Below are 18236 nucleotides of genomic sequence, written 5' to 3'. Positions count from 1 at the left end.
GGCACAGCCTATGCATGGAAGAGTGCGATGAACCTTTTTACCGACTTCGAAGCCAGGATCAAAACCGCCCTTGAACAGCTCGATCTGGTCAGGAAAAAGCGATCCGACCTCGATTTCGGCCGCATCACCGTCGAGCCGCCGCGCGATGCGAGCCATGGCGACGTTGCGACCAACGCTGCGATGGTGCTGGCAAAGCCGATCGGGTCCAACCCTCGCGCGCTTGCCGACGTCATCATCGCCAAGCTCAAAGAGGATACCGACGTCGCCGATGTCTCGGTCGCCGGTCCCGGCTTCATCAACATTCGTCTCGCCGTTGGTTATTGGCAGCGGCTGCTCGCCTCGATAATCGCCTCCGGCACCGACTACGGCCGCTCGACCCTCGGTGCAGGCCGCAAGGTCAATGTCGAATATGTTTCGGCCAATCCGACCGGGCCGATGCATGTCGGTCATTGCCGTGGCGCCGTCGTCGGCGACGCGCTCGCCAACCTGCTCGCCTTTGCCGGTTACGGCGTCGAGAAGGAATATTATATCAACGACGCCGGCTCGCAGATCGACGTGCTCGCCCGCTCGGTTTTCCTGCGTTATCGCGAAGCGCTCGGTGAGCGGATCGGCGAAATCCCCTCGGGTCTCTATCCCGGCGATTATCTCGTCCCCGTCGGCGAGTCGCTTGCCGCCGATTACGGCGTGCGACTGCACAACATGCCGGAAGAGCAATGGATGCCGATCGTCAAGGATCGCACCATCAGCGCGATGATGGTGATGATCCGCGAAGATCTGGCTGCGCTGAACGTCCATCACGATATCTTCTTCTCCGAACGCACCTTGCACGCCAATGGCGCGGCCGCGATCCGCACGGCTATCAACGACCTGACCTTCAAGGGCTACGTCTACAAGGGCACTCTGCCGCCTCCGAAGGGCCAGCTTCCCGAGGATTGGGAAGATCGCGAACAGACGCTGTTCCGCTCGACCGAGGTGGGCGACGACATGGACCGTCCGCTGATCAAGTCGGACGGCTCCTACACCTATTTCGCCGCCGACGTCGCCTACTTCAAGAACAAGTTCGACCGCGGTTTCGACGAGATGATCTATGTGCTCGGCGCCGACCATGGCGGCTATGTCAAGCGCCTGGAGGCGGTGGCGCGTGGCGTTTCGGACGGGCAGGCGAAGCTGACGGTACTGCTCTGCCAGCTCGTCAAGCTCTATCGCAACGGCGAACCGGTGAAGATGTCGAAACGCTCCGGCGATTTTGTCACGCTTCGGGACGTCGTCGAGGAAGTCGGCCGTGATTCGGTCCGCTTCATGATGCTTTACCGCAAGAATTCTGAGCCGCTGGACTTCGATTTCGCCAAAGTGACGGAGCAATCGAAGGACAATCCTGTTTTTTACGTGCAGTATGCGCATGCCCGCTGCATGTCGGTCTTCCGGCAGGCGAGGGAGGCTTTCCCCGGCCTCGATGTTTCGCCTGACGATCTTGCGAAAGCCGTTGCTGGCGTTGGCGATCCGACCGAATTGCAGCTCGTCGCCAAGCTTGCCGAATTCCCGCGTATCGTCGAAGCGGCGGCCCAGTCGCAGGAGCCGCATCGCATCGCTTTTTACCTCTACGACCTTGCCAGTTCCTTCCACGCGCACTGGAACAAAGGTAAAGATCAGACGGAATTACGATTTGTTAATGATAAAAACCGAGAATCAAGTATTGCCAGACTTGGGCTGGTGTACGCCGTCGCGTCGGTTTTGAAGTCGGGACTTGCCATTACAGGCACTGCCGCACCTGACGAAATGCGATAACGTCACCATTTCCCCACAATGCGCTGGCATTTGAGCGTTGGCGTTTGCGAGTGGGATAGGCATGGCTGAGAAACAACTTGCGTATGATACGCGCGGAAAAGACGATCTGTTTGCTGACGACGATCCGTTGGCCGAGCTTGCTCGTATCGTCGGCTTCGAACCGCGTGTTGCAGCGAATACGGTAAGCGAAGCCGCACGGCGCGAGCCTGCCCTCAATCTTGAGGACGAGCTCGGGCGCGAGTTCGACCGTTACGACTCACCGCGTCCGCTCGCAGATCTCGACCATCCGGCCGAGCCGATTTCCGACGGCATTGCGCCTGAAGATTATGTCGAGCCCGTTCTCGATGTTGCCCCTGCTGTCCAAAGCCCGCGGGCTCCGGAGCCTGTCTCCGCTGCTCCCGCCGCCGCCGAAGAAGCAGCGCAACCTGCAGCAAGAAATTGGGACGTTGCCGCTGCCGATTGGCCGGCCGACCCGCAGCAGCTTTCCATCGATCGTGATTCTGAGGCGCCCATTCAAGCCGTCTTCGGTGGCGCCCGCGATCTGATCGAAGAGCTCGAATTGTCGATCGGTGCGGCGCCCGTCTCTTCCGTGCCACAGTCCGCCAAAGCCCCGCAATGGTCGGCTGCCAGCATCCGGTTGCCGCTTGCCAATTTCCACGCTGCGAAACGCGAGGAGCCGATCGCTCCGCCGGCGGATGTGGTCGAGCCGACGGCCGAGATCGTCGCCGCACCGGTGGCAGAGGCAGCCGACGAACCGGTGGCGGAATCATCGCTCGCCAATCCTGTGGCGGTAGAGCCGCAGCCTGCGGCCGCGCAGCCGGCGCCCGTCGCCGCTGTCGAGCCCGCTGAGGAATTCGTCTCCGCTTCGCCGTCATTTGGGTTCCCCGCCGAGCTCGATCGTCACGATGAGGCGGTTGCGCCGCAAGAGACTGCCGAGGCCGAAGAGTTCTTTGACGTCGAGGAAGGGCCGGAGGAGTTCAGCTCTGACGCCGGTTTCGATCTTGCTGCCGCAGTGGAAGGCGAGATCCAGGCTGATGCCGCCCTCACCGAAGTCGTACCGGAAGTTCCGCACACCGCCGGCACTTTCGATCTCGACGATCTGCTGGCCGACGTCTCGCGCTATCCGGTGCCGCATCCGGTATTGCAGCGCGCCAATCTGGCGCCTGTCTCGCCGCAGCCCGCCGCCGAGGCCGCCCCAATAGCCGCCGCACCGGTTCAGCCTGCGCCGGTCGTCGCTGCACCGGTCCTGTCCGCTCCCGTCGAAATGGTTCCTGCCCCTGTCGCCGAAGCGGCAAAGCCGGTCGCGCCCCAGCCTGCCGAGGTCACCGCGCCCCAGCCTGCCGCAACGGCATATGCCCGGGCGCCGCAGCCCGCGCCGGAGGCTGACGATCCTTTTGCCGGCCACGATTTCGAACTGGATCTTGCCGGCATCGAGCTGGAACTTGCCGATCTCGATTTTTCCGAGGCGTCCGAGCCTGCACCGCAGCCGAAGCCGCAGCCGGCACCCGCTGCGCTCCAGCAGGCGACCGCGCCCACGCGGTCCGCGCCGGTCTTTGCGGCCGAACCGCCGGCCGTAGCTCCTGCGCCTGTTTTCAACTGGACACCCGCCCCAGAAGCGCCCGCCCCAGAAGTGCCCGTCGCAGAATCGACCGAAGACCTGCCTTTCGATCCGGCGATGATCTCTGATCCGGAGGAACGTCCCGAGGCCGTCGACGATATGCACGTGCCGGCGCTGCCGCCGGTCGAGCAGCCCGCGCCGGTGGCGAAAACGGCGGATTTCGATTTCGATCTCGACGCAGAGATCGCGAGCTTCTTTGAACCGGCCAAGCCGCGGGAAATGCCGGCGCCGCCCCGTGATACCGCTGCCGCGGCCAAGCCGGTCAAGCCGACCATTGCCGACGGCCTCGATGATTTCGAACGGGCGCTGGAGGAGGATTTCCGCCGCAGCGTGCGCGAGCCGGTCGAGCGCCGCCAGACCTCCGAGGTCCACATCGAATCGGCAAGCCAGGCCGCCGATTTCAGCCGCGCCCGCTCGATGCGCCGGCTGCTTGCCGGGGCTGTCGTGCTGGTGGTCTTCGCCGGCGTCGGTTATGGCGTCTATTCCTCCGTCTGGAACGGCGAGGGACTTGGCATTGTCGCATCCGGCGAGCCGCGCGTGATCACCGCCGACAAGGAGCCGGTCAAGGTCGTTCCGGAAAATCCCGGCGGCAAGACCGTGCCCAACCAGGACAAGGCCGTTTATGACCGCGTAGCGGGTTCTGCCGAGGAGCCGAAGCAGAAGTCGCTCGTGTCGTCCGACGAGGCGCCCGTCGATGTCGTCCAGCGCACACTGACACCGGAAGCGCTGCCCGAGGACGACGAGAACGCCGGCGCCGACGATCGGGTCGCGCCGACCGCGGTCGGTGAGACGGAGGATCCGCGTCTGCTGCCGAACCAGGCCAATGCCGACGACGCGGCCGCAAGCGGCGCCGACAAGACGCCGTCCGTTTCGCCGCGAAAGGTCCGCACGATGATCGTCAAGCCCGACGGAACCCTGGTCGCTCGCGAGGAGGTTGCGCCCGTCGATCAGCCGGAGCCGCCGGTACAGTCTGCCCAGACAACGCCGTCCGCCCAGCCGGTGCCGTCTGCCCAGCCGCCGGTCACGGCCCAGTCCACGCCGTCGACCCCGGCCGTGCCGCCGGTCGGCGGAACGGCTGCAAGCTTCCCGGCAAGCACCGAGGTCGCTTCCGCCGATTCGCGTTCGGCAGCACCTGTTGAAGCAGCGCCGGCTCAGCCGTCGCCTGCGGCAATTGCCGATGTGCAGCAGGCTAATCCCGCCCCGGTCGATGCGCCGGTACGGCCGGTCAAGACGACGGCGGTCGCCGATAAGGCCCCAGTTCCGATTGCCCGCCCGGCCGATCAGCCCGTCAATGTCGTCAGCACCGTCACCGACAAGGGTAATGTCCGCACGCCGGCGCAGCAGCCGAAGCCGACGCAGGTTGCTTCTGCCGCCCCGGCCGCCGCCCAGCCGCAGCAGGCCGCATCCACCGGAGGTTACGGCCTCCAGATCGCGTCACTGCCGTCGGAGGACGAGGCCAATAAATCCTATGCCAACCTCTCGAAGAAATTCGCCGGGGTGCTGGGTGGCCGCGCTCATGAGATCCGCAGGGCCGATATCGCCGGCAAGGGCACGTTCTACCGTGTTCGCATCCCGGTCGGCTCTAAGGATGAGGCCGCGGCGCTTTGCGAACAGTATCGCGCAGCCGGCGGAAGCTGCCTGATCTCCAAGTAAAATCAGGTCACGGAATTATGAGAGCGGCGGGCCGATCGGCCCGCCGCTCTTTTTTGTGCATCGCGCCCGCGCTTGCTCGCATTTGGCGGGGGGCGGTCTATGATTCCTAAATGACCGAATCAAAAGCGATGATCCTTGGCTGCAGCGGCCTTGCCCTAACATCCGAAGAGAAGGCCTTCTTTCGGGGCGAACGGCCCTGGGGCTTCATCCTCTTCGGGCGCAACATTTCCGAAGCCTCGCAGATCACCAATCTCGTCGACGAACTGCGCGACAGCGTCGGTTGGCATGCGCCGGTGCTGATCGACCAGGAGGGTGGTCGCGTCCAGCGCATCCGCCCGCCGGTCTTGCCGCGTTATCCCTCGGGTCAGGCGCTCGGCGATCTTTATCGCCGCGACACAGCGCTCGGCCTGCGCGCCGCCTGGGTGATGTCGCGGCTGCATGCTTTCGACCTTTCGAAACTCGGCATCAATGTCGATTGCCTGCCGGTGCTCGACGTTCCGGTCGAAGGCAGCAGCAATGTCATTGGCGACCGTGCCTATAGCGGCGATCCTGACACCGTCATTGCCATGGGGAGGGCGGCTGCCGAAGGGCTGAAGGCCGGCGGCCTGCTGCCTGTGATGAAACACATGCCAGGCCATGGCCGCGGATTTGCCGATTCCCATCTGGAACTGCCTGTCGTTACCGTCTCGCGCGATGAGCTCGAGGTCCATGATTTCCCGCCCTTCATCAGCATGAAGGACGAGCTCATGGCGATGACCTGCCACGTCGTCTTCACCGCCATCGACCCGGATAATCCGGCAACGACCTCACGCAAGGTGATCGACGGCGTCATCCGCGAGCATATCGGCTTTACCGGTCTGCTGCTTTCCGACGATAGCTCGATGAACGCTCTTTCGGGCACGATCGGCGAACGTGCGGCGAATATCATTGCAGGCGGATGCGATATCGTGCTGCATTGCAATGGCCATATGGACGAGATGCGGGATGTCGTGGCAAATGTTCCGCGGCTCGCCGGTGCGTCGCTCGCCCGAGCGAAAGCGGTGGAAGCAGGTTTCGCCGCCCCGGACAGCGCCGATGAGGCGGAGTTGAGAGCGGAATTCGAGGCGATGTTTGCGATCGTCTGATCGCAGAGGGAGCAGCGTGGTGAACACGGTCAAGGGTACGGAGCGTCCGCAGGCGGCAACGCCGATGGACAAGCTGTGGCAGGATAACGGCGCCGAGCGCGCCAGCCACGAGCCGGCGCTGGTGATCGACGTCGCCGGCTTCGAAGGTCCGCTCGACCTGTTGCTCTATCTCGCCCGCAACCAGAAGGTCGACCTGTCGCGCATTTCGGTGCTGGCGCTCGCCGAGCAATATCTGCAGTTCGTCGAAAGCGCCCGCCGGATCCGCATTGAGCTCGCCGCCGATTATCTCGTCATGGCGGCCTGGCTTGCCTATTTGAAGTCACGGCTGCTCATTCCCCAGCAGGTCAAGGATGATGGGCCCTCGGGCGAGGAGATGGCGGCAACGCTTGCCTTCCGCCTGAAACGCCTCGAAGCCATGCGCCAGGCGGCCGAAGGCCTCGTCAACCGCAACCGCCTCGGCCGCGATATCTTCGCGCGCGGCGCGCCCGAGCATATTCCCGACCGACAGCAGTCGGCTTACGGGGCGAGCCTCTATGATCTCCTGACCGCCTATGCGGCGCTGCGCCAGCGCCATGCCGTCACCCAGGTGACGATCGAGAGGCGCAATGTCTGGTCGCTGACCGAGGCGCGCGAGCTACTGACCCAGATGATCGGCGAGGTCGGGGACTGGACGGCGATGGAGCATTATCTGCTGCGTTATCTCGCAGCCCCCGAGGAGCGCGTCACTGCCATCGCCAGCGCCTTCGCCGCCTCGCTGGAGCTGGTGCGCGAGGGCAAGCTCGAAATCCGCCAAGACGGCGCCTTTCAGCCGATCTATATGCGCCGCGGCCCGAAACATGCGACGCTGCAGGTGGTGGAACAGGAGCGGCCGGTTTGATCGATCTGAAGAGCGAAAAGGATTACGAGAACGAAGTTCGCGACCCGCAGGCCGAGATCGAGGCCGAGCGCATCGCCGAGGCGCTGGTTTTTGCCTCCTCGCAGCCGGTGCCCGAAAGTTTCCTCGCCGAGCGCCTCCCCAGGGATGCCGACGTTCGCGCGATCATGCTGCGCTTGAAGGAGCAATATGCGCCGCGGGGCGTCAACCTCGTACAGGTGGAGAGCGCCTGGGCCTTCCGCACCGCCGCCGACCTCTCCTTCATCATCCGCCGCGATGACAACGAGGTGAAGAAGCTGTCGCGCGCCGCGCTGGAAGTGCTGTCGATTATCGCCTATCACCAGCCGGTGACGCGCGCCGAGATCGAGGATATCCGCGGCGTGCAGACCTCACGCGGCACGCTCGACGTGCTGATGGAAGCGGGCTGGGTGCGGTTTCGCGGCCGCCGGCGCACGCCGGGCCGGCCGGTGACATTGGGCACCACCCGTGATTTTCTCGACCATTTCGGCCTCGAGGAACTGCGCGATCTTCCCGGTCTCGAAGAATTGAAGGGAGCAGGCCTGCTCTCGGGCCGCATTCCGGCGAATTTCAATATTCCCTCGCCATTGATGAACGACGAGCTGAGCGAGGACGAAGACCCCATTACCCAGATGGATCTCGAAGAACTTGGGTTGCTCGCCCCGCGTTCTACCTCCGAAGATTGAAGGACTTCGTCTTGCTTTCGCCACGCATGACGAAAACAATGGTGCTCACGATTTTTCGGGGGGCTGTGGCTTGTCACATGGTGCGATACCGTGACATTAAGCGCAGTTCAATGCGCTTGATGTTGGAAACGGTGTGGGAAATTCTTACATCGAGGGAACATCGAAACAGGGAGTTAGGGTAATGGGTTCTTTTAGCATGTGGCACTGGTTGATCGTTCTGGTCATCGTGCTGTTGTTGTTCGGTCGCGGCAAGATCCCGGAACTGATGGGCGATGTCGCCAAGGGCATCAAAAGCTTCAAGAAGGGCATGACGGACGAAGACGCGCCGGATACGGCCAAGACCGTCGATCACAAGGCCGACGAAACGAAGTAACCAAGTGCGGGAAAAGGCGCAGCCCCCGCGCTTCCGCCCAGGAGCCTTGCATGTTCGATATTGGCTGGACCGAGCTTTTGGTCATCGCGGTCGTGCTGATCGTCGTTGTCGGTCCCAAGGATTTGCCGCCGATGCTGCGCGCTTTCGGCAAGATGACGCAGCGCGCCCGCAAGGTAGCAGGTGATTTCCGCGCGCAATTCGACGAAGCGTTGCGCGAGGCTGAGCTCGACGATGTCCGCCAGACGATCAGCGATGCGCAGAAGCTCAATCCGGTCAACAGCCTGCGCGAGGCGATGAACCCCCTTCGCCAGATGGGCAACGAGATCAAGGCAGACCTGCAGAAGGCGAGTGCTGCGCCCGAGAACAAGACCGAAGTGCCGCTGGCTGCAGTTTCTGCCCCGACGCCGTCAATGAGCCTGCCGGAAACGCCGCCGCTGGTACCGGCGCCCGCGCCGACGCCGGAACCCGTTGCTGCAGCCGTCGCTACGGCCGATGCGGTTGCCGCCAAGCCGAAAGCGGTGCGCAAGCCGCGCGCCAAGGCCGCAGATAAGGCAGCCTTTGCGATCGCCGCGCCCGTGGAAAGCGCGCCTGCGGAAAAGCCGAAGCGCACGACGGCTGCCAGAAAGCCCGCAGCACCGAAAGCGTCCGTGCAGAAGAACAAGAAGGACGAGGCATGAGCGGTGATATCGAAGACAAGCCGCAGCCGCTGATCGAGCATCTGATGGAGCTGCGCACGCGGCTGATCTGGTCGATCGGCGCGTTTTTCGTCGCCTTCATCGCATGCTTCTTTTTTGCCAAGCACCTCTTCAACTATCTGGTCATTCCTTACAAGACGGCGGTGGAGTGGGCGCATCTTGACGTCGAGAAGGCCCAGCTGATTTATACGGCGCCGCAGGAGTTCTTCTTCACGCAGGTGAAGGTGGCGATGTTCGGCGGCCTGGTGGTCGCGTTCCCGATCATTGCCGCGCAGGTCTACAAGTTCGTGGCGCCCGGCCTTTATAAGAACGAGCGCCAAGCCTTCTTGCCGTTCCTGATCGCTTCGCCGGTCCTGTTTCTGATGGGCGCGGCACTCGTCTATTTCTTCTTCACGCCGATGGTCATGTGGTTCTTCCTGTCGATGCAGCAGGCGCCGGGGCATGACGAGGTGGCGATCTCGCTGATGCCGAAGGTCTCGGAATATCTGAGCCTGATCATGACGCTGGTCTTCTCCTTCGGCCTCGTCTTCCAACTGCCCGTCATCACGACCCTGCTCGCCCGCGTCGGCCTGCTGACGTCGCAATGGCTTGCCGAAAAGCGCAAGTTCGCCATCGTGCTCGCCTTCGTCGTCGCCGCCGTGCTGACGCCGCCGGACCCGATGTCCCAGATCGGTCTTGCACTGCCGACGATCCTTCTCTACGAGATTTCCATCCATGCGGCGCGACTCGTGGAGCGCCAGCGTGCCCGGCAGGCGCTCGAAAAGGACACCGAATCCGCGGACGTTGCCAAGACGGACAGCGTCTGAGCGGTCATCCGGAAATCCCTTCATGAACGCCGTCTCACCCGTCCGAAGCCCGGTCAGGCTTTGGCCGGGTCACTTCTGTTGCAACGACTGGAACGACGATGCTCGATATCAAATGGATCCGTGAGAATCCCGAAGCGCTCGATGCCGCCCTTGCCAAGCGCGGTGCGGAGCCTCTGGCCCAAAGTCTCGTCGCCCTCGATGAAAAGCGCCGTTCCGCCGTGCAGAAGGCGCAGGACCTGCTGTCCCGCCGCAACCTCGCTTCCAAGGAGATAGGTGCGGCGCTGTCCCAGAAGAACGCCGAACTCGCCGAGAAGCTGAAGGCCGAAGTCGCTGAGCTGAAGACGTTGCTGCCGATGGTCGAGGAAGAGGACCGGCAGCTGACCGCCGAGCTCAACGACGCGCTCTCACGCATCCCGAACGTCCCTTTCGACGATGTCCCGGTCGGCAAGGACGAGCATGACAATGTCGTTACCCGCATCGTCGGCGAAAAGCCGCGATGGAACCATACGCCGAAGGAGCACTTTGAAATCGGCGAGGCGCTCGGCTATATGGATTTCGAGCGCGCCGCCAAGCTCTCCGGCTCGCGCTTCACGGTGCTGACCGGGCCGCTCGCCAGGCTCGAGCGCGCGCTCGGGCAGTTCATGATCGATCTCCACACGCGCGAGCACGGTTATACCGAAGTCAGCTCTCCGCTGATGGTTCGGGCTGAAGCGGTGTTCGGCACCGGCAGCCTTCCGAAGTTCGAAGAGGATCTCTTCAAGACGACGGACGGCCGCTATCTCATTCCGACAGCTGAAGTGACGTTGACCAATCTCGTGCGCGAGGAAATCCTAGAGCAGGAAAAGCTGCCGCTGCGCTTCACCGCCTTGACGCCGTCCTTCCGCTCGGAGGCAGGCTCGGCCGGCCGCGACACGCGCGGCATGCTGCGCCAGCACCAGTTCTGGAAATGCGAACTCGTCTCGATCACCGACGCCGAGAGTTCGATCGCCGAGCATGAGAGGATGACCGCCTGCGCGGAGGAGGTCTTGAAGCGCCTCGGCCTGCATTTTCGCACGATGACGCTTTGCACCGGCGACATGGGCTTCGGCTCGCGCAAGACCTATGATCTGGAAGTCTGGCTGCCGGGACAGAACGCCTTCCGCGAAATCTCCTCCTGCTCGGTCTGCGGCGATTTCCAGGCCCGGCGGATGAATGCGCGCTACCGCGGCAAGGACGATAAGAACAACAAGTTCGTACACACGCTGAACGGCTCCGGCACCGCCGTCGGCCGCTGCCTGATCGCCGTCCTCGAAAATTATCTGAACGAGGATGGCTCGGTCACGATTCCGAACGTTTTGCTGCCCTATATGGGCGGCTTGACCAAGATCGAACGGGCGGCCTGAGGCGATGCGCATCCTGCTTACGAATGATGACGGCATTCACGCGGAAGGCTTGGCCGCATTGGAGCGGATCGCGCGCACGCTGTCGGACGATGTCTGGATCGTGGCGCCCGAGACGGACCAGAGCGGTCTTGCCCATTCGCTGAGCCTCTCCGAACCGCTGCGGCTGCGCAAAATCTCCGACAAGCATTTCGCCTTGCGCGGCACGCCTACCGATTGCGTCATCATGGGCGTCCGGCAGGTGATGGACATCAAGCCCGACCTCGTTCTCTCCGGCGTCAATTCGGGCTCGAATGTTGCCGACGACGTGACTTATTCCGGCACGATCGCCGGCGCCATCGAGGGCACCATGCAAGGCGTGCGCTCCTTCGCGCTGAGCCAGGCCTATCTCTACGAGGACGGTGCACGCATCGTGCCCTGGGAGGTCTGCGAGACGCATGCGCCGGCTCTTCTGGAAAAGCTTATGGTTCTGGATCTGCCGGAAGGCACGTTCCTTAATCTCAACTTCCCGAACTGCCGTCCCGACGAGGTCGATGGCGCCGAGGTGACCATGCAGGGCAAGCTCGCCTTCAATCTGCAGGTCGATGCCCGCTCCGATGGTCGGGGCTTTCCCTATTACTGGTTGAAGTTCGGCGAACGGGCCGGCGCCTTCATCGAAGGCACCGATATTCACGCCCTCAAGCATAACAAAATTTCGGTAACGCCTTTGAAACTGGATCTGACCGATTATTCCGTAACGGACCGCGTGGCGCGGGCCCTGGGATACGGAGCACAGGTTTGACGGCAAGACTGGCGGAGAAGGAGGGCTTTGCGGCGCTCGTCCTCAGACTGCGTGCCGAAGGCATCTCCGACCTCGATCTGCTGACGGCGGTGGAGCAGACGCAGCGCTCGCTGTTCGTGCCGGCGCAATTTGTCGACGACGCCTATTCGAGCCGCACGATTCCGATCGAATGCGGTTCCTTTCTCGAAGGCATCGATTTTGTCGTCCGCATCCTCCATCACCTCAAGCTCAAACCGGGACAGCGCGTTCTGGAAATCGGAACCGGCAGCGGCTTCACTGCCGCCGTCATGGGCCGCCTGGCCGAACGCGTTCTGTCGATCGATCGCTACAAGACGCTGACGACGGCAGCACACCGGCGCATGGAATCGCTTGGCCTGCGCAACGTCGTCATCCGCCAGGCCGACGGCAGCGCGGGCATGCAGGGCGAGGGCACGTTCGATCGTATCTTGGTGACGGCGGCCTTCAATGCCATGCCGCGCTTTTATACAGACCAGCTCGTTTCCGGCGGCTCGATGATCGCGCCGCTGATGATTTCCGAGAACGAGTGTCGCATGGTGCGGCTGACGAAAACCGGCAGTCGTTTCGAACGCGAGGAACTGTTCGAAGCCCCTTATCTGCCGATCGTTCCGCGTCTTGCCTCGCTGCTGTAGGCACTGCGATTTTTCACCCGTAAGCTATGGTTATCAACTTCTCAAAAATATCGCACTGATTCCAGCATCTTAACCGCGTGGTAATACTAACGCGCTTTAATAGACTCACAAATGGTTGCGTTCTCAGTGGGTCGAGTCAATGCGTTTCAGTCTTTCGCCGAAGTTCGGTAAGTCGGCCGGTAATCTTCTGGTTGTGGGCCTGCTGGCGAGTGCCGCAACGGGCTGCAGTTCCGATGTGACACGGTTTGGCGGTTTGTTTTCCTCCTCCGGCCAGGATCAGATCACCACAAGTTCCATTCCGCGGAGGGGCGGCGTCCAGGGCGATCCTGTGCCGCGCGCCGATCTCGGCGGTGCGGCCGTCGCCAGCCAGTCCGGTTACGGTGGAAACAATGCGCTGAACCAGCCCTATCCGGCAAGCCCGGGCTACGAGCCGATCCGTCCATCGAGTGCACGCCTGGCTTCCTCGCCGGTCTCGATACAGCGTTCCGAGCTTGCGGCGCCGACGGCTGCCGCACCGTCCCGGCAGCGGGAAAAGGAAGTCGCGCTCGCCCAGCCGTTCCCAGCTTCGCCGCAGGCTGAAAAGCCGCGGCTCGTCGCGCCGGCAGCACCCAAGGCGACGCCCGATTCGCTGACGACCGGCACGACGCCTAAAGTTTCCGGCTGGTCGGCGACGAATGCGCCTTCCGTGACGCTGCGTCCGGGCGAAAACATCGCTACGCTGTCCAGACGTTTCGGCGTTCCGGAAAAGGAAATCCTGCGCGTCAATAATCTGAAAACGGCCTCTGCCGCCCAACCCGGCCAGGCGATCCTGATTCCGACTTTCAATGGCGGCAATGCCGCCAAGGCAGCTTCGCAGGCAGCCGATCTTTCCAAGCCCGGCAATATGCCGGGGCCGGCCAAGGCGCCGGAACAGAAGGTAGCGGTCGTCCCAGGTGGTAATTCCGCCCGCGACAAGATGATGGCGAGCGCCGACCCGGCCGGTAAGCTTCCGGCCGGCGCCGGCAAGGATCCGAAGGCGCCTTCCGGCACCTATGTCGTCAAGCAGGGCGATTCGCTGGCAAAGATCGCCAAGGCGACCGGCGCCAATATCGACGATCTCAAGGCCGCCAACAATATTTCGGCGAGCTCGCTGCGTGTCGGCCAGGCCCTGAAGATCCCGATCGGCAGAACCGACACGATCAAGACCGCCTCTATCCCGGCTGAAAAGGTCGAATCTAAGCCGGCTGATCCGGCGTCTGCCCAGCAGACGGCTTCCGTTCAGCCCGCGCCCTATAAGGCGCCGGCCGCCACCCAGACCGTCGACGAGGTCGAAAAGAAGGCCGACGTCAGCTCCGACGCGCCGGAATCGACCGGCATCGGCAAATACCGCTGGCCGGTGCGCGGCCAGGTCATTGCCGCCTATGGCGCCAACGTCAACGGCAGCCGCAATGACGGCATCGATATCTCGGTGCCGCAGGGCACGCCGATCAAGGCCGCCGAAAACGGCGTCGTCATCTATGCCGGCAATGGCCTGAAGGAACTCGGCAACACCGTCCTCGTCCGTCACGACGACGGTACCGTCACGGTCTATGGCAATGCCGACACGCTGAGCGTTGCCCGCGGCCAGAAGATCCAGCGCGGTCAGACCGTCGCCGTCTCCGGCATGAGCGGCGACGTCAAGCAGCCGCAGGTCCATTTCGAGGTGCGCAAGGACGCGTCCCCGGTCAACCCGATGACTTTCCTGGAATAGGTAGAGCGTACCAGGAAGCGCAAAAGCCCGGCCAACCGCCGGGCTTTTGTTATTTAATCAGACTCTATCGATATGGACGCGCATGCGTCCCGCCAGATCCTGAATATATTGCCAGGCGACGCGGCCCGAGCGCGCACCGCGCGTTGTTGCCCATTCCAGCGCCTCGGCATGCAGTGTGTCGCGCGCGAGCCCAAGCTTGAAGTAATCGGCATAGCCGTCGACCATGCCGAGATAGTCTTCCTGGCTGCATTTATGAAATCCGAGCCAGAGGCCGAAACGATCGGACAGCGAAACCTTCTCCTCGACGGCTTCGGACGGATTGATCGCTGTCGACTGTTCGTTTTCCATCATGTGGCGCGGCAGCAGGTGGCGCCGGTTCGAGGTGGCGTAGAAGAGCACGTTGTCCGGCCGTCCTTCGACGCCGCCGTCGAGCGCTGCCTTCAGCGATTTGTAGGCGGTGTCGTCGTGATCAAAGGAGAGGTCGTCGCAGAAGACGATCACCCGGTAGGGCTTATCCTTCAGGAGGTCGAGTAGGTTGGGCAGGCTGGCAATATCCTCGCGGTGAACTTCGACCAGCTTCAGCGCGACGCCGCTTTCGCGCCTGACATCCTCGTGCACGGCTTTGACCAGCGACGATTTGCCCATGCCGCGCGCACCCCAGAGCAAAACGTTGTTAGCGGCATAACCCTCGGCGAACCGCACCGTATTTTCGTGCAGGATATCACGCACGTGGTCGACGCCGCGGATGAGCTTCAACGCCACCCGGTTGGGTTTCTTAACGGGCTGCAGATGCTGGCGCAGCGGCGCCCAGACGAAACAGTCTGCCGCGTTCCAGTCGTTGACGGCGGGTGCCGGTCCGGCAAGACGATGGACGGCATCCGCGAGCCGCTTCAGCTCGGCAAGCAAGGCAGTGTTGATTTCCTCGGTCATCGCAAGCTCCTGATTTCTTGCTGCGGCAATCCGCTTTATCTTTCGAGGCGGGTAGCATGGCGTTTTGCCGGCGGAAAGGTTATGAGGCAGCGGAATCGGTACTGTTTCCGGCTGTTTCTGTTGCATTCATCGAAGCGGCAACTATAGTCCGGCAACCTGAAAAATGAGGCGGAGTTCCGCCGCCAAGCCTGAGGAGTTTAGCATGTTCATCACCCCGGCATTCGCCCAGAGTGCGACCGATACCGCAACCGGTTTCGGCGGCTCCGGTTTCGAAATGATCATTCTGTTCGTGCCGCTGATGGTCGTCTGGTACTTCCTGCTGATCCGTCCGCAGCGCGCCCAGGCCAAGAAGCGTGAGGAAACCCTGAAGGCGATCCGTCGCGGCGACCAGGTCGTGACCGGCGGCGGTCTCGTCGGCAAGGTGACGAAGGTCGTCGACGACAAGGAAGTCGAAGTCGAGATCGCCGAAGGCGTTCGCGTGCGCATCGTCCGCAGCGGCATTTCGGAAGTTCGCGTCAAGGGTGAACCTGTCAAGGCCGACGCGGCGTAACAGGCGATAACGGCAAACCGCCGGATCGGAAGATCGACGAGAGAATGTTGCATTTTTCCCGCTGGAAAACACTTCTGATTTGGCTGGTTGCGTTTGCGGCCGTCGTCATCGCTACGCCCAATCTGGTGGGCGAGGCACAGCGTGCCTCTCTGCCGGATTGGCTGCGAAACGATCGCCTGATGCTCGGCCTCGATCTGCAGGGCGGTTCCCATATCGTTCTGAAGGTCGAGCGTTCCGATATCGTAAAGGACCGCCTGGAAGAGGCGGTCGCGAATGTGCGCAACGCGCTGCGCGGCGCCGGCATCCGCTATACCGGGCTGACCGGCAACGACCGGACCGTTACTGTCCGGATCACCGATCCTGCCGAGACGCAGAAAGCGGTCGATCGTCTGAAATCCCTGACGACGACCGGCGGAGATTCCGCCCCTGGGCTCGCGCTGCAGCAGGGCGGCGAGGGGCAGCTCTCACTGCAGATTTCCGGCGCCGGCATTACCGCTGACGTCGCCTCCGCCCGGACCCGGTCGCTTGATATCGTCGCCCGCCGCATCGCCGGATTCGGCTATGAGAATTTCCTCGTTCGTCCCGATGGCGACGACCGAATCACCGTGCAGGTGCTGGGATCGGTCGATGCCGAGCGGCTGAAGAACCTTCTCAACCAGCCGGCCAAGCTCTCCTTTCATCTGATTGACGAGAGTATGTCGGGGCAGGAGGCGCTGAACGGCCGCTGGCCGGCGACATCGCAGGTGCTCTATTCGCTGGACGATCCGCCGATTCCCTATCTCGTCGACCGTACGGCGTTCGTCACTGGCAGCAACATGATCGACATCCAGCCTGTCGTCGATCCGCAGACCCAGGATGTCTCGATCACCTATCGCCTGGATGCGGAAGGCACGCGGCGGCTGGCTGAGGCGACGGGGCAGAACATCGGCAAGCATCTTGCCATCGTCTTCGACGACCAGGTCATGTCGGCGCCGGCCATCGATGCAGCGATCACCGGCGGCGAAGGTCGGATATCGGCGAATTTCTCCGAGGATGGCGTCCGCGACCTGGCGGTGATGCTGCGGGCAGGGGCCTTGCCAGCAACGCTGACGAGCGTCGAGGAACGCAGCGTCAGCCCGAGCTTCGGCGCTGACTCCATCTTCTCCGGCCTCATGGCCGGCCTCGTCGCAGTCCTGCTGGTCGCAGCACTGATGATCGCGCTTTATCGGATTCTCGGCCTCGTCGCTGTCGTCTCGCTCTTCTTCAATCTGATATTGATCATTGCCGTGCTGAGCCTTGCCGGCGCGACGCTGACCTTGCCTGGCATTGCCGGCATCGTGCTCATCGTCGGCATGGCGGTCGATTCCAACGTGCTGATCTACGAGCGCATCCGCGAGGAGGAGAAAATCGGCCCCTCCTTTGCGCAGGCGGTCGGCCGCGGCTTCTCGCGCGCCTTCGCAACGATCATCGATGCGAATGTCACGATCTTCATCGCCGCCGTCATTCTCTTTTTCCTCGGCAGCGAATCCATTCGTGGTTTCGCCGTGACGCTGGCGGTTGGCATTCTGACGACCGTCTTCACGGCATTCACGCTGACACGCTCGATCGTCGCCGCGTGGCTGGCGCGACGTCATCCCCGGCACCTGCCGAAAAGCGTCCTGACCCATCTCTTCGAGCACGCCAATATCCGGTTCATGGGCATCCGCCGCTATGTCTTCACGGCGTCGGCTGCGATCTCGCTGATCGCCATGGCGGCCTTTGCCACCGTCGGCCTGCAGCTCGGCATCGACTTCACCGGCGGCTCGCTCATCGAGGTGACGGCGAAACAAGGCAATGCCGACATCACCGATCTCAGATCGCGTCTCAACGATCTCAATCTCGGCGAGGTCGGGGTCGAACGCACCGGCGGCCCGGCGAACGCGCGAATCCGCATCGCGTCCCAGGGCGGCGGAGAGAATGCCGAGCAATCGGCAGCGACGCTGGTGCGCAGCGAGCTCGAGGCGGATTATGATTTCCGTCGCGTCGAAGTCGTCGGCCCGGCCATCTCCGGCGAATTGACGATGACGGCGACGCTTGGTGTCGTTGCCGCGCTCGCGGCAATCCTGCTCTACATCTGGATCCGCTTCGAGTGGCAGTTCGCCGTCGGCGCCATCGTCGCAACGCTGCACGACGTCATCATCATGCTGGGGCTTTTCGTGTTGACCGGCATCGAATTCAATCTCACGAGTATCGCCGCCATGCTGACCATTGTCGGCTATTCCCTGAACGACACCGTCGTCGTCTATGACCGGATGCGCGAGAACCTGAAGCGATACACAAGGATGCCGCTGCCGATCCTGATCGATGCCTCGATCAATCAGACATTGTCGCGCACCGTCCTGACGGCGGCGACGACGCTGCTTGCCTTGCTGGCGCTCTACCTGTTCGGCGGCGACGTCATGCGCTCATTCGCCTTTGCGATGCTCTTCGGCGTCGCTCTAGGCACTCTCTCTTCGATCTATATCGCCGCTCCCGTGCTGATTCTCTTCCGCCTTCGGCCGGAGAGCCCCGACAGGGAAGAGAGCAACAAGACGGATGCCGGTGTAAACTCCGGCACGGTGGTTTGA

15 protein-coding genes are annotated in these 18236 nt (G+C 62.7%); 14 read left to right on the top strand and 1 reads right to left on the bottom strand.

Going from position 1 to position 18236, the window contains the following annotated elements; translation table 11 throughout:
* Nucleotides 1–27 precede the first annotated feature (27 nt).
* The 12 genes from argS to GGI60_RS12025 all read left to right on the top strand — a co-directional run bounded on the left by argS (nucleotide 28) and on the right by GGI60_RS12025 (nucleotide 14171).
* Nucleotides 28–1785: an arginine--tRNA ligase gene (gene argS, locus GGI60_RS12080; protein ID WP_183915962.1), complete on the top strand. Its 1758-nt coding sequence runs from the start codon at nucleotides 28–30 to the stop codon at nucleotides 1783–1785.
* A gap of 61 nt (nucleotides 1786–1846) precedes the next feature.
* On the top strand, nucleotides 1847–5056 hold the full coding sequence (locus tag GGI60_RS12075) for an SPOR domain-containing protein (RefSeq protein ID WP_183915960.1): 3210 nt from the start codon (nucleotides 1847–1849) through the stop codon (nucleotides 5054–5056).
* 110 nt (nucleotides 5057–5166) lie between these two features.
* Nucleotides 5167–6180, top strand: coding sequence for a beta-N-acetylhexosaminidase (gene nagZ, locus GGI60_RS12070; protein WP_183915958.1), 1014 nt, complete (start codon nucleotides 5167–5169; stop codon nucleotides 6178–6180).
* Between the two features lie 19 nt (nucleotides 6181–6199).
* Entirely contained in the window at nucleotides 6200–7057 is an 858-nt protein-coding gene (locus GGI60_RS12065; protein WP_183915956.1) for a ScpA family protein, read from the top strand.
* Nucleotides 7054–7758: an SMC-Scp complex subunit ScpB gene (scpB, locus tag GGI60_RS12060; protein ID WP_183915953.1), complete on the top strand. Its 705-nt coding sequence runs from the start codon at nucleotides 7054–7056 to the stop codon at nucleotides 7756–7758. Before GGI60_RS12065 ends, scpB begins: the two co-directional genes overlap by 4 nt.
* Nucleotides 7759–7939: 181 nt before the next feature.
* Nucleotides 7940–8131 (top strand): twin-arginine translocase TatA/TatE family subunit, encoded by a 192-nt coding sequence (locus GGI60_RS12055; protein WP_003538990.1) that lies wholly within the window; start codon nucleotides 7940–7942, stop codon nucleotides 8129–8131.
* 50 nt (nucleotides 8132–8181) lie between these two features.
* On the top strand, nucleotides 8182–8808 hold the full coding sequence (tatB, locus tag GGI60_RS12050; RefSeq protein WP_183915951.1) for a Sec-independent protein translocase protein TatB: 627 nt from the start codon (nucleotides 8182–8184) through the stop codon (nucleotides 8806–8808).
* Nucleotides 8805–9632: a twin-arginine translocase subunit TatC gene (tatC, locus tag GGI60_RS12045; protein WP_016732894.1), complete on the top strand. Its 828-nt coding sequence runs from the start codon at nucleotides 8805–8807 to the stop codon at nucleotides 9630–9632. Before tatB ends, tatC begins: the two co-directional genes overlap by 4 nt.
* 98 nt (nucleotides 9633–9730) lie before the next feature.
* On the top strand, nucleotides 9731–11014 hold the full coding sequence (gene serS, locus GGI60_RS12040; RefSeq protein ID WP_183915949.1) for a serine--tRNA ligase: 1284 nt from the start codon (nucleotides 9731–9733) through the stop codon (nucleotides 11012–11014).
* Between the two features lie 4 nt (nucleotides 11015–11018).
* Nucleotides 11019–11792, top strand: a complete 774-nt coding sequence (gene surE / locus GGI60_RS12035) for a 5'/3'-nucleotidase SurE (RefSeq protein WP_183915947.1) — start codon at nucleotides 11019–11021, stop codon at nucleotides 11790–11792.
* Nucleotides 11789–12442 (top strand): protein-L-isoaspartate(D-aspartate) O-methyltransferase, encoded by a 654-nt coding sequence (locus GGI60_RS12030; RefSeq protein WP_183915945.1) that lies wholly within the window; start codon nucleotides 11789–11791, stop codon nucleotides 12440–12442. Before surE ends, GGI60_RS12030 begins: the two co-directional genes overlap by 4 nt.
* Before the next feature lie 139 nt (nucleotides 12443–12581).
* Nucleotides 12582–14171, top strand: a complete 1590-nt coding sequence (locus GGI60_RS12025; RefSeq protein ID WP_183915943.1) for a peptidoglycan DD-metalloendopeptidase family protein — start codon at nucleotides 12582–12584, stop codon at nucleotides 14169–14171.
* A 57-nt stretch (nucleotides 14172–14228) separates the two neighbouring features.
* On the opposite strand, the gene GGI60_RS12020 is transcribed toward GGI60_RS12025, so the two are convergent.
* A complete protein-coding gene (locus GGI60_RS12020; RefSeq protein ID WP_183915941.1) occupies nucleotides 14229–15101 on the bottom strand; it encodes an ATP-binding protein in 873 nt (290 codons plus the stop codon).
* A 202-nt stretch (nucleotides 15102–15303) separates the two neighbouring features.
* Here GGI60_RS12020 and yajC point away from each other — a divergent pair, with 202 nt between their 5' ends.
* Nucleotides 15304–15651, top strand: a complete 348-nt coding sequence (gene yajC, locus GGI60_RS12015; protein WP_004678848.1) for a preprotein translocase subunit YajC — start codon at nucleotides 15304–15306, stop codon at nucleotides 15649–15651.
* 44 nt (nucleotides 15652–15695) lie between these two features.
* Nucleotides 15696–18236 carry a protein translocase subunit SecDF gene (gene secDF, locus GGI60_RS12010; protein ID WP_183915939.1) on the top strand — a complete coding sequence of 847 codons (2541 nt, stop codon included), beginning with the start codon at nucleotides 15696–15698 and terminating at the stop codon, nucleotides 18234–18236.

The sequence above is a fragment of the Rhizobium lentis genome (genome assembly GCF_014200175.1).
Taxonomy (GTDB): domain Bacteria; phylum Pseudomonadota; class Alphaproteobacteria; order Rhizobiales; family Rhizobiaceae; genus Rhizobium; species Rhizobium mulingense.
The sequence above is the reverse complement of the archived record's forward strand: the minus strand, read 5'-3'. Positions and strand labels throughout refer to the sequence as shown.

Coding starts and splice junctions, on each gene's coding strand:
- argS (WP_183915962.1), top strand. CDS start 28: ATGAACCTTTTTACCGACTTCGAAGCCAGGATCAAAACCGCCCTTGAA.
- GGI60_RS12075 (WP_183915960.1), top strand. CDS start 1,847: ATGGCTGAGAAACAACTTGCGTATGATACGCGCGGAAAAGACGATCTG.
- nagZ (WP_183915958.1), top strand. CDS start 5,167: ATGACCGAATCAAAAGCGATGATCCTTGGCTGCAGCGGCCTTGCCCTA.
- GGI60_RS12055 (WP_003538990.1), top strand. CDS start 7,940: ATGGGTTCTTTTAGCATGTGGCACTGGTTGATCGTTCTGGTCATCGTG.
- tatB (WP_183915951.1), top strand. CDS start 8,182: ATGTTCGATATTGGCTGGACCGAGCTTTTGGTCATCGCGGTCGTGCTG.
- tatC (WP_016732894.1), top strand. CDS start 8,805: ATGAGCGGTGATATCGAAGACAAGCCGCAGCCGCTGATCGAGCATCTG.
- serS (WP_183915949.1), top strand. CDS start 9,731: ATGCTCGATATCAAATGGATCCGTGAGAATCCCGAAGCGCTCGATGCC.
- surE (WP_183915947.1), top strand. CDS start 11,019: ATGCGCATCCTGCTTACGAATGATGACGGCATTCACGCGGAAGGCTTG.
- GGI60_RS12025 (WP_183915943.1), top strand. CDS start 12,582: ATGCGTTTCAGTCTTTCGCCGAAGTTCGGTAAGTCGGCCGGTAATCTT.
- GGI60_RS12020 (WP_183915941.1), bottom strand. CDS start 15,101: ATGACCGAGGAAATCAACACTGCCTTGCTTGCCGAGCTGAAGCGGCTC.
- yajC (WP_004678848.1), top strand. CDS start 15,304: ATGTTCATCACCCCGGCATTCGCCCAGAGTGCGACCGATACCGCAACC.
- secDF (WP_183915939.1), top strand. CDS start 15,696: ATGTTGCATTTTTCCCGCTGGAAAACACTTCTGATTTGGCTGGTTGCG.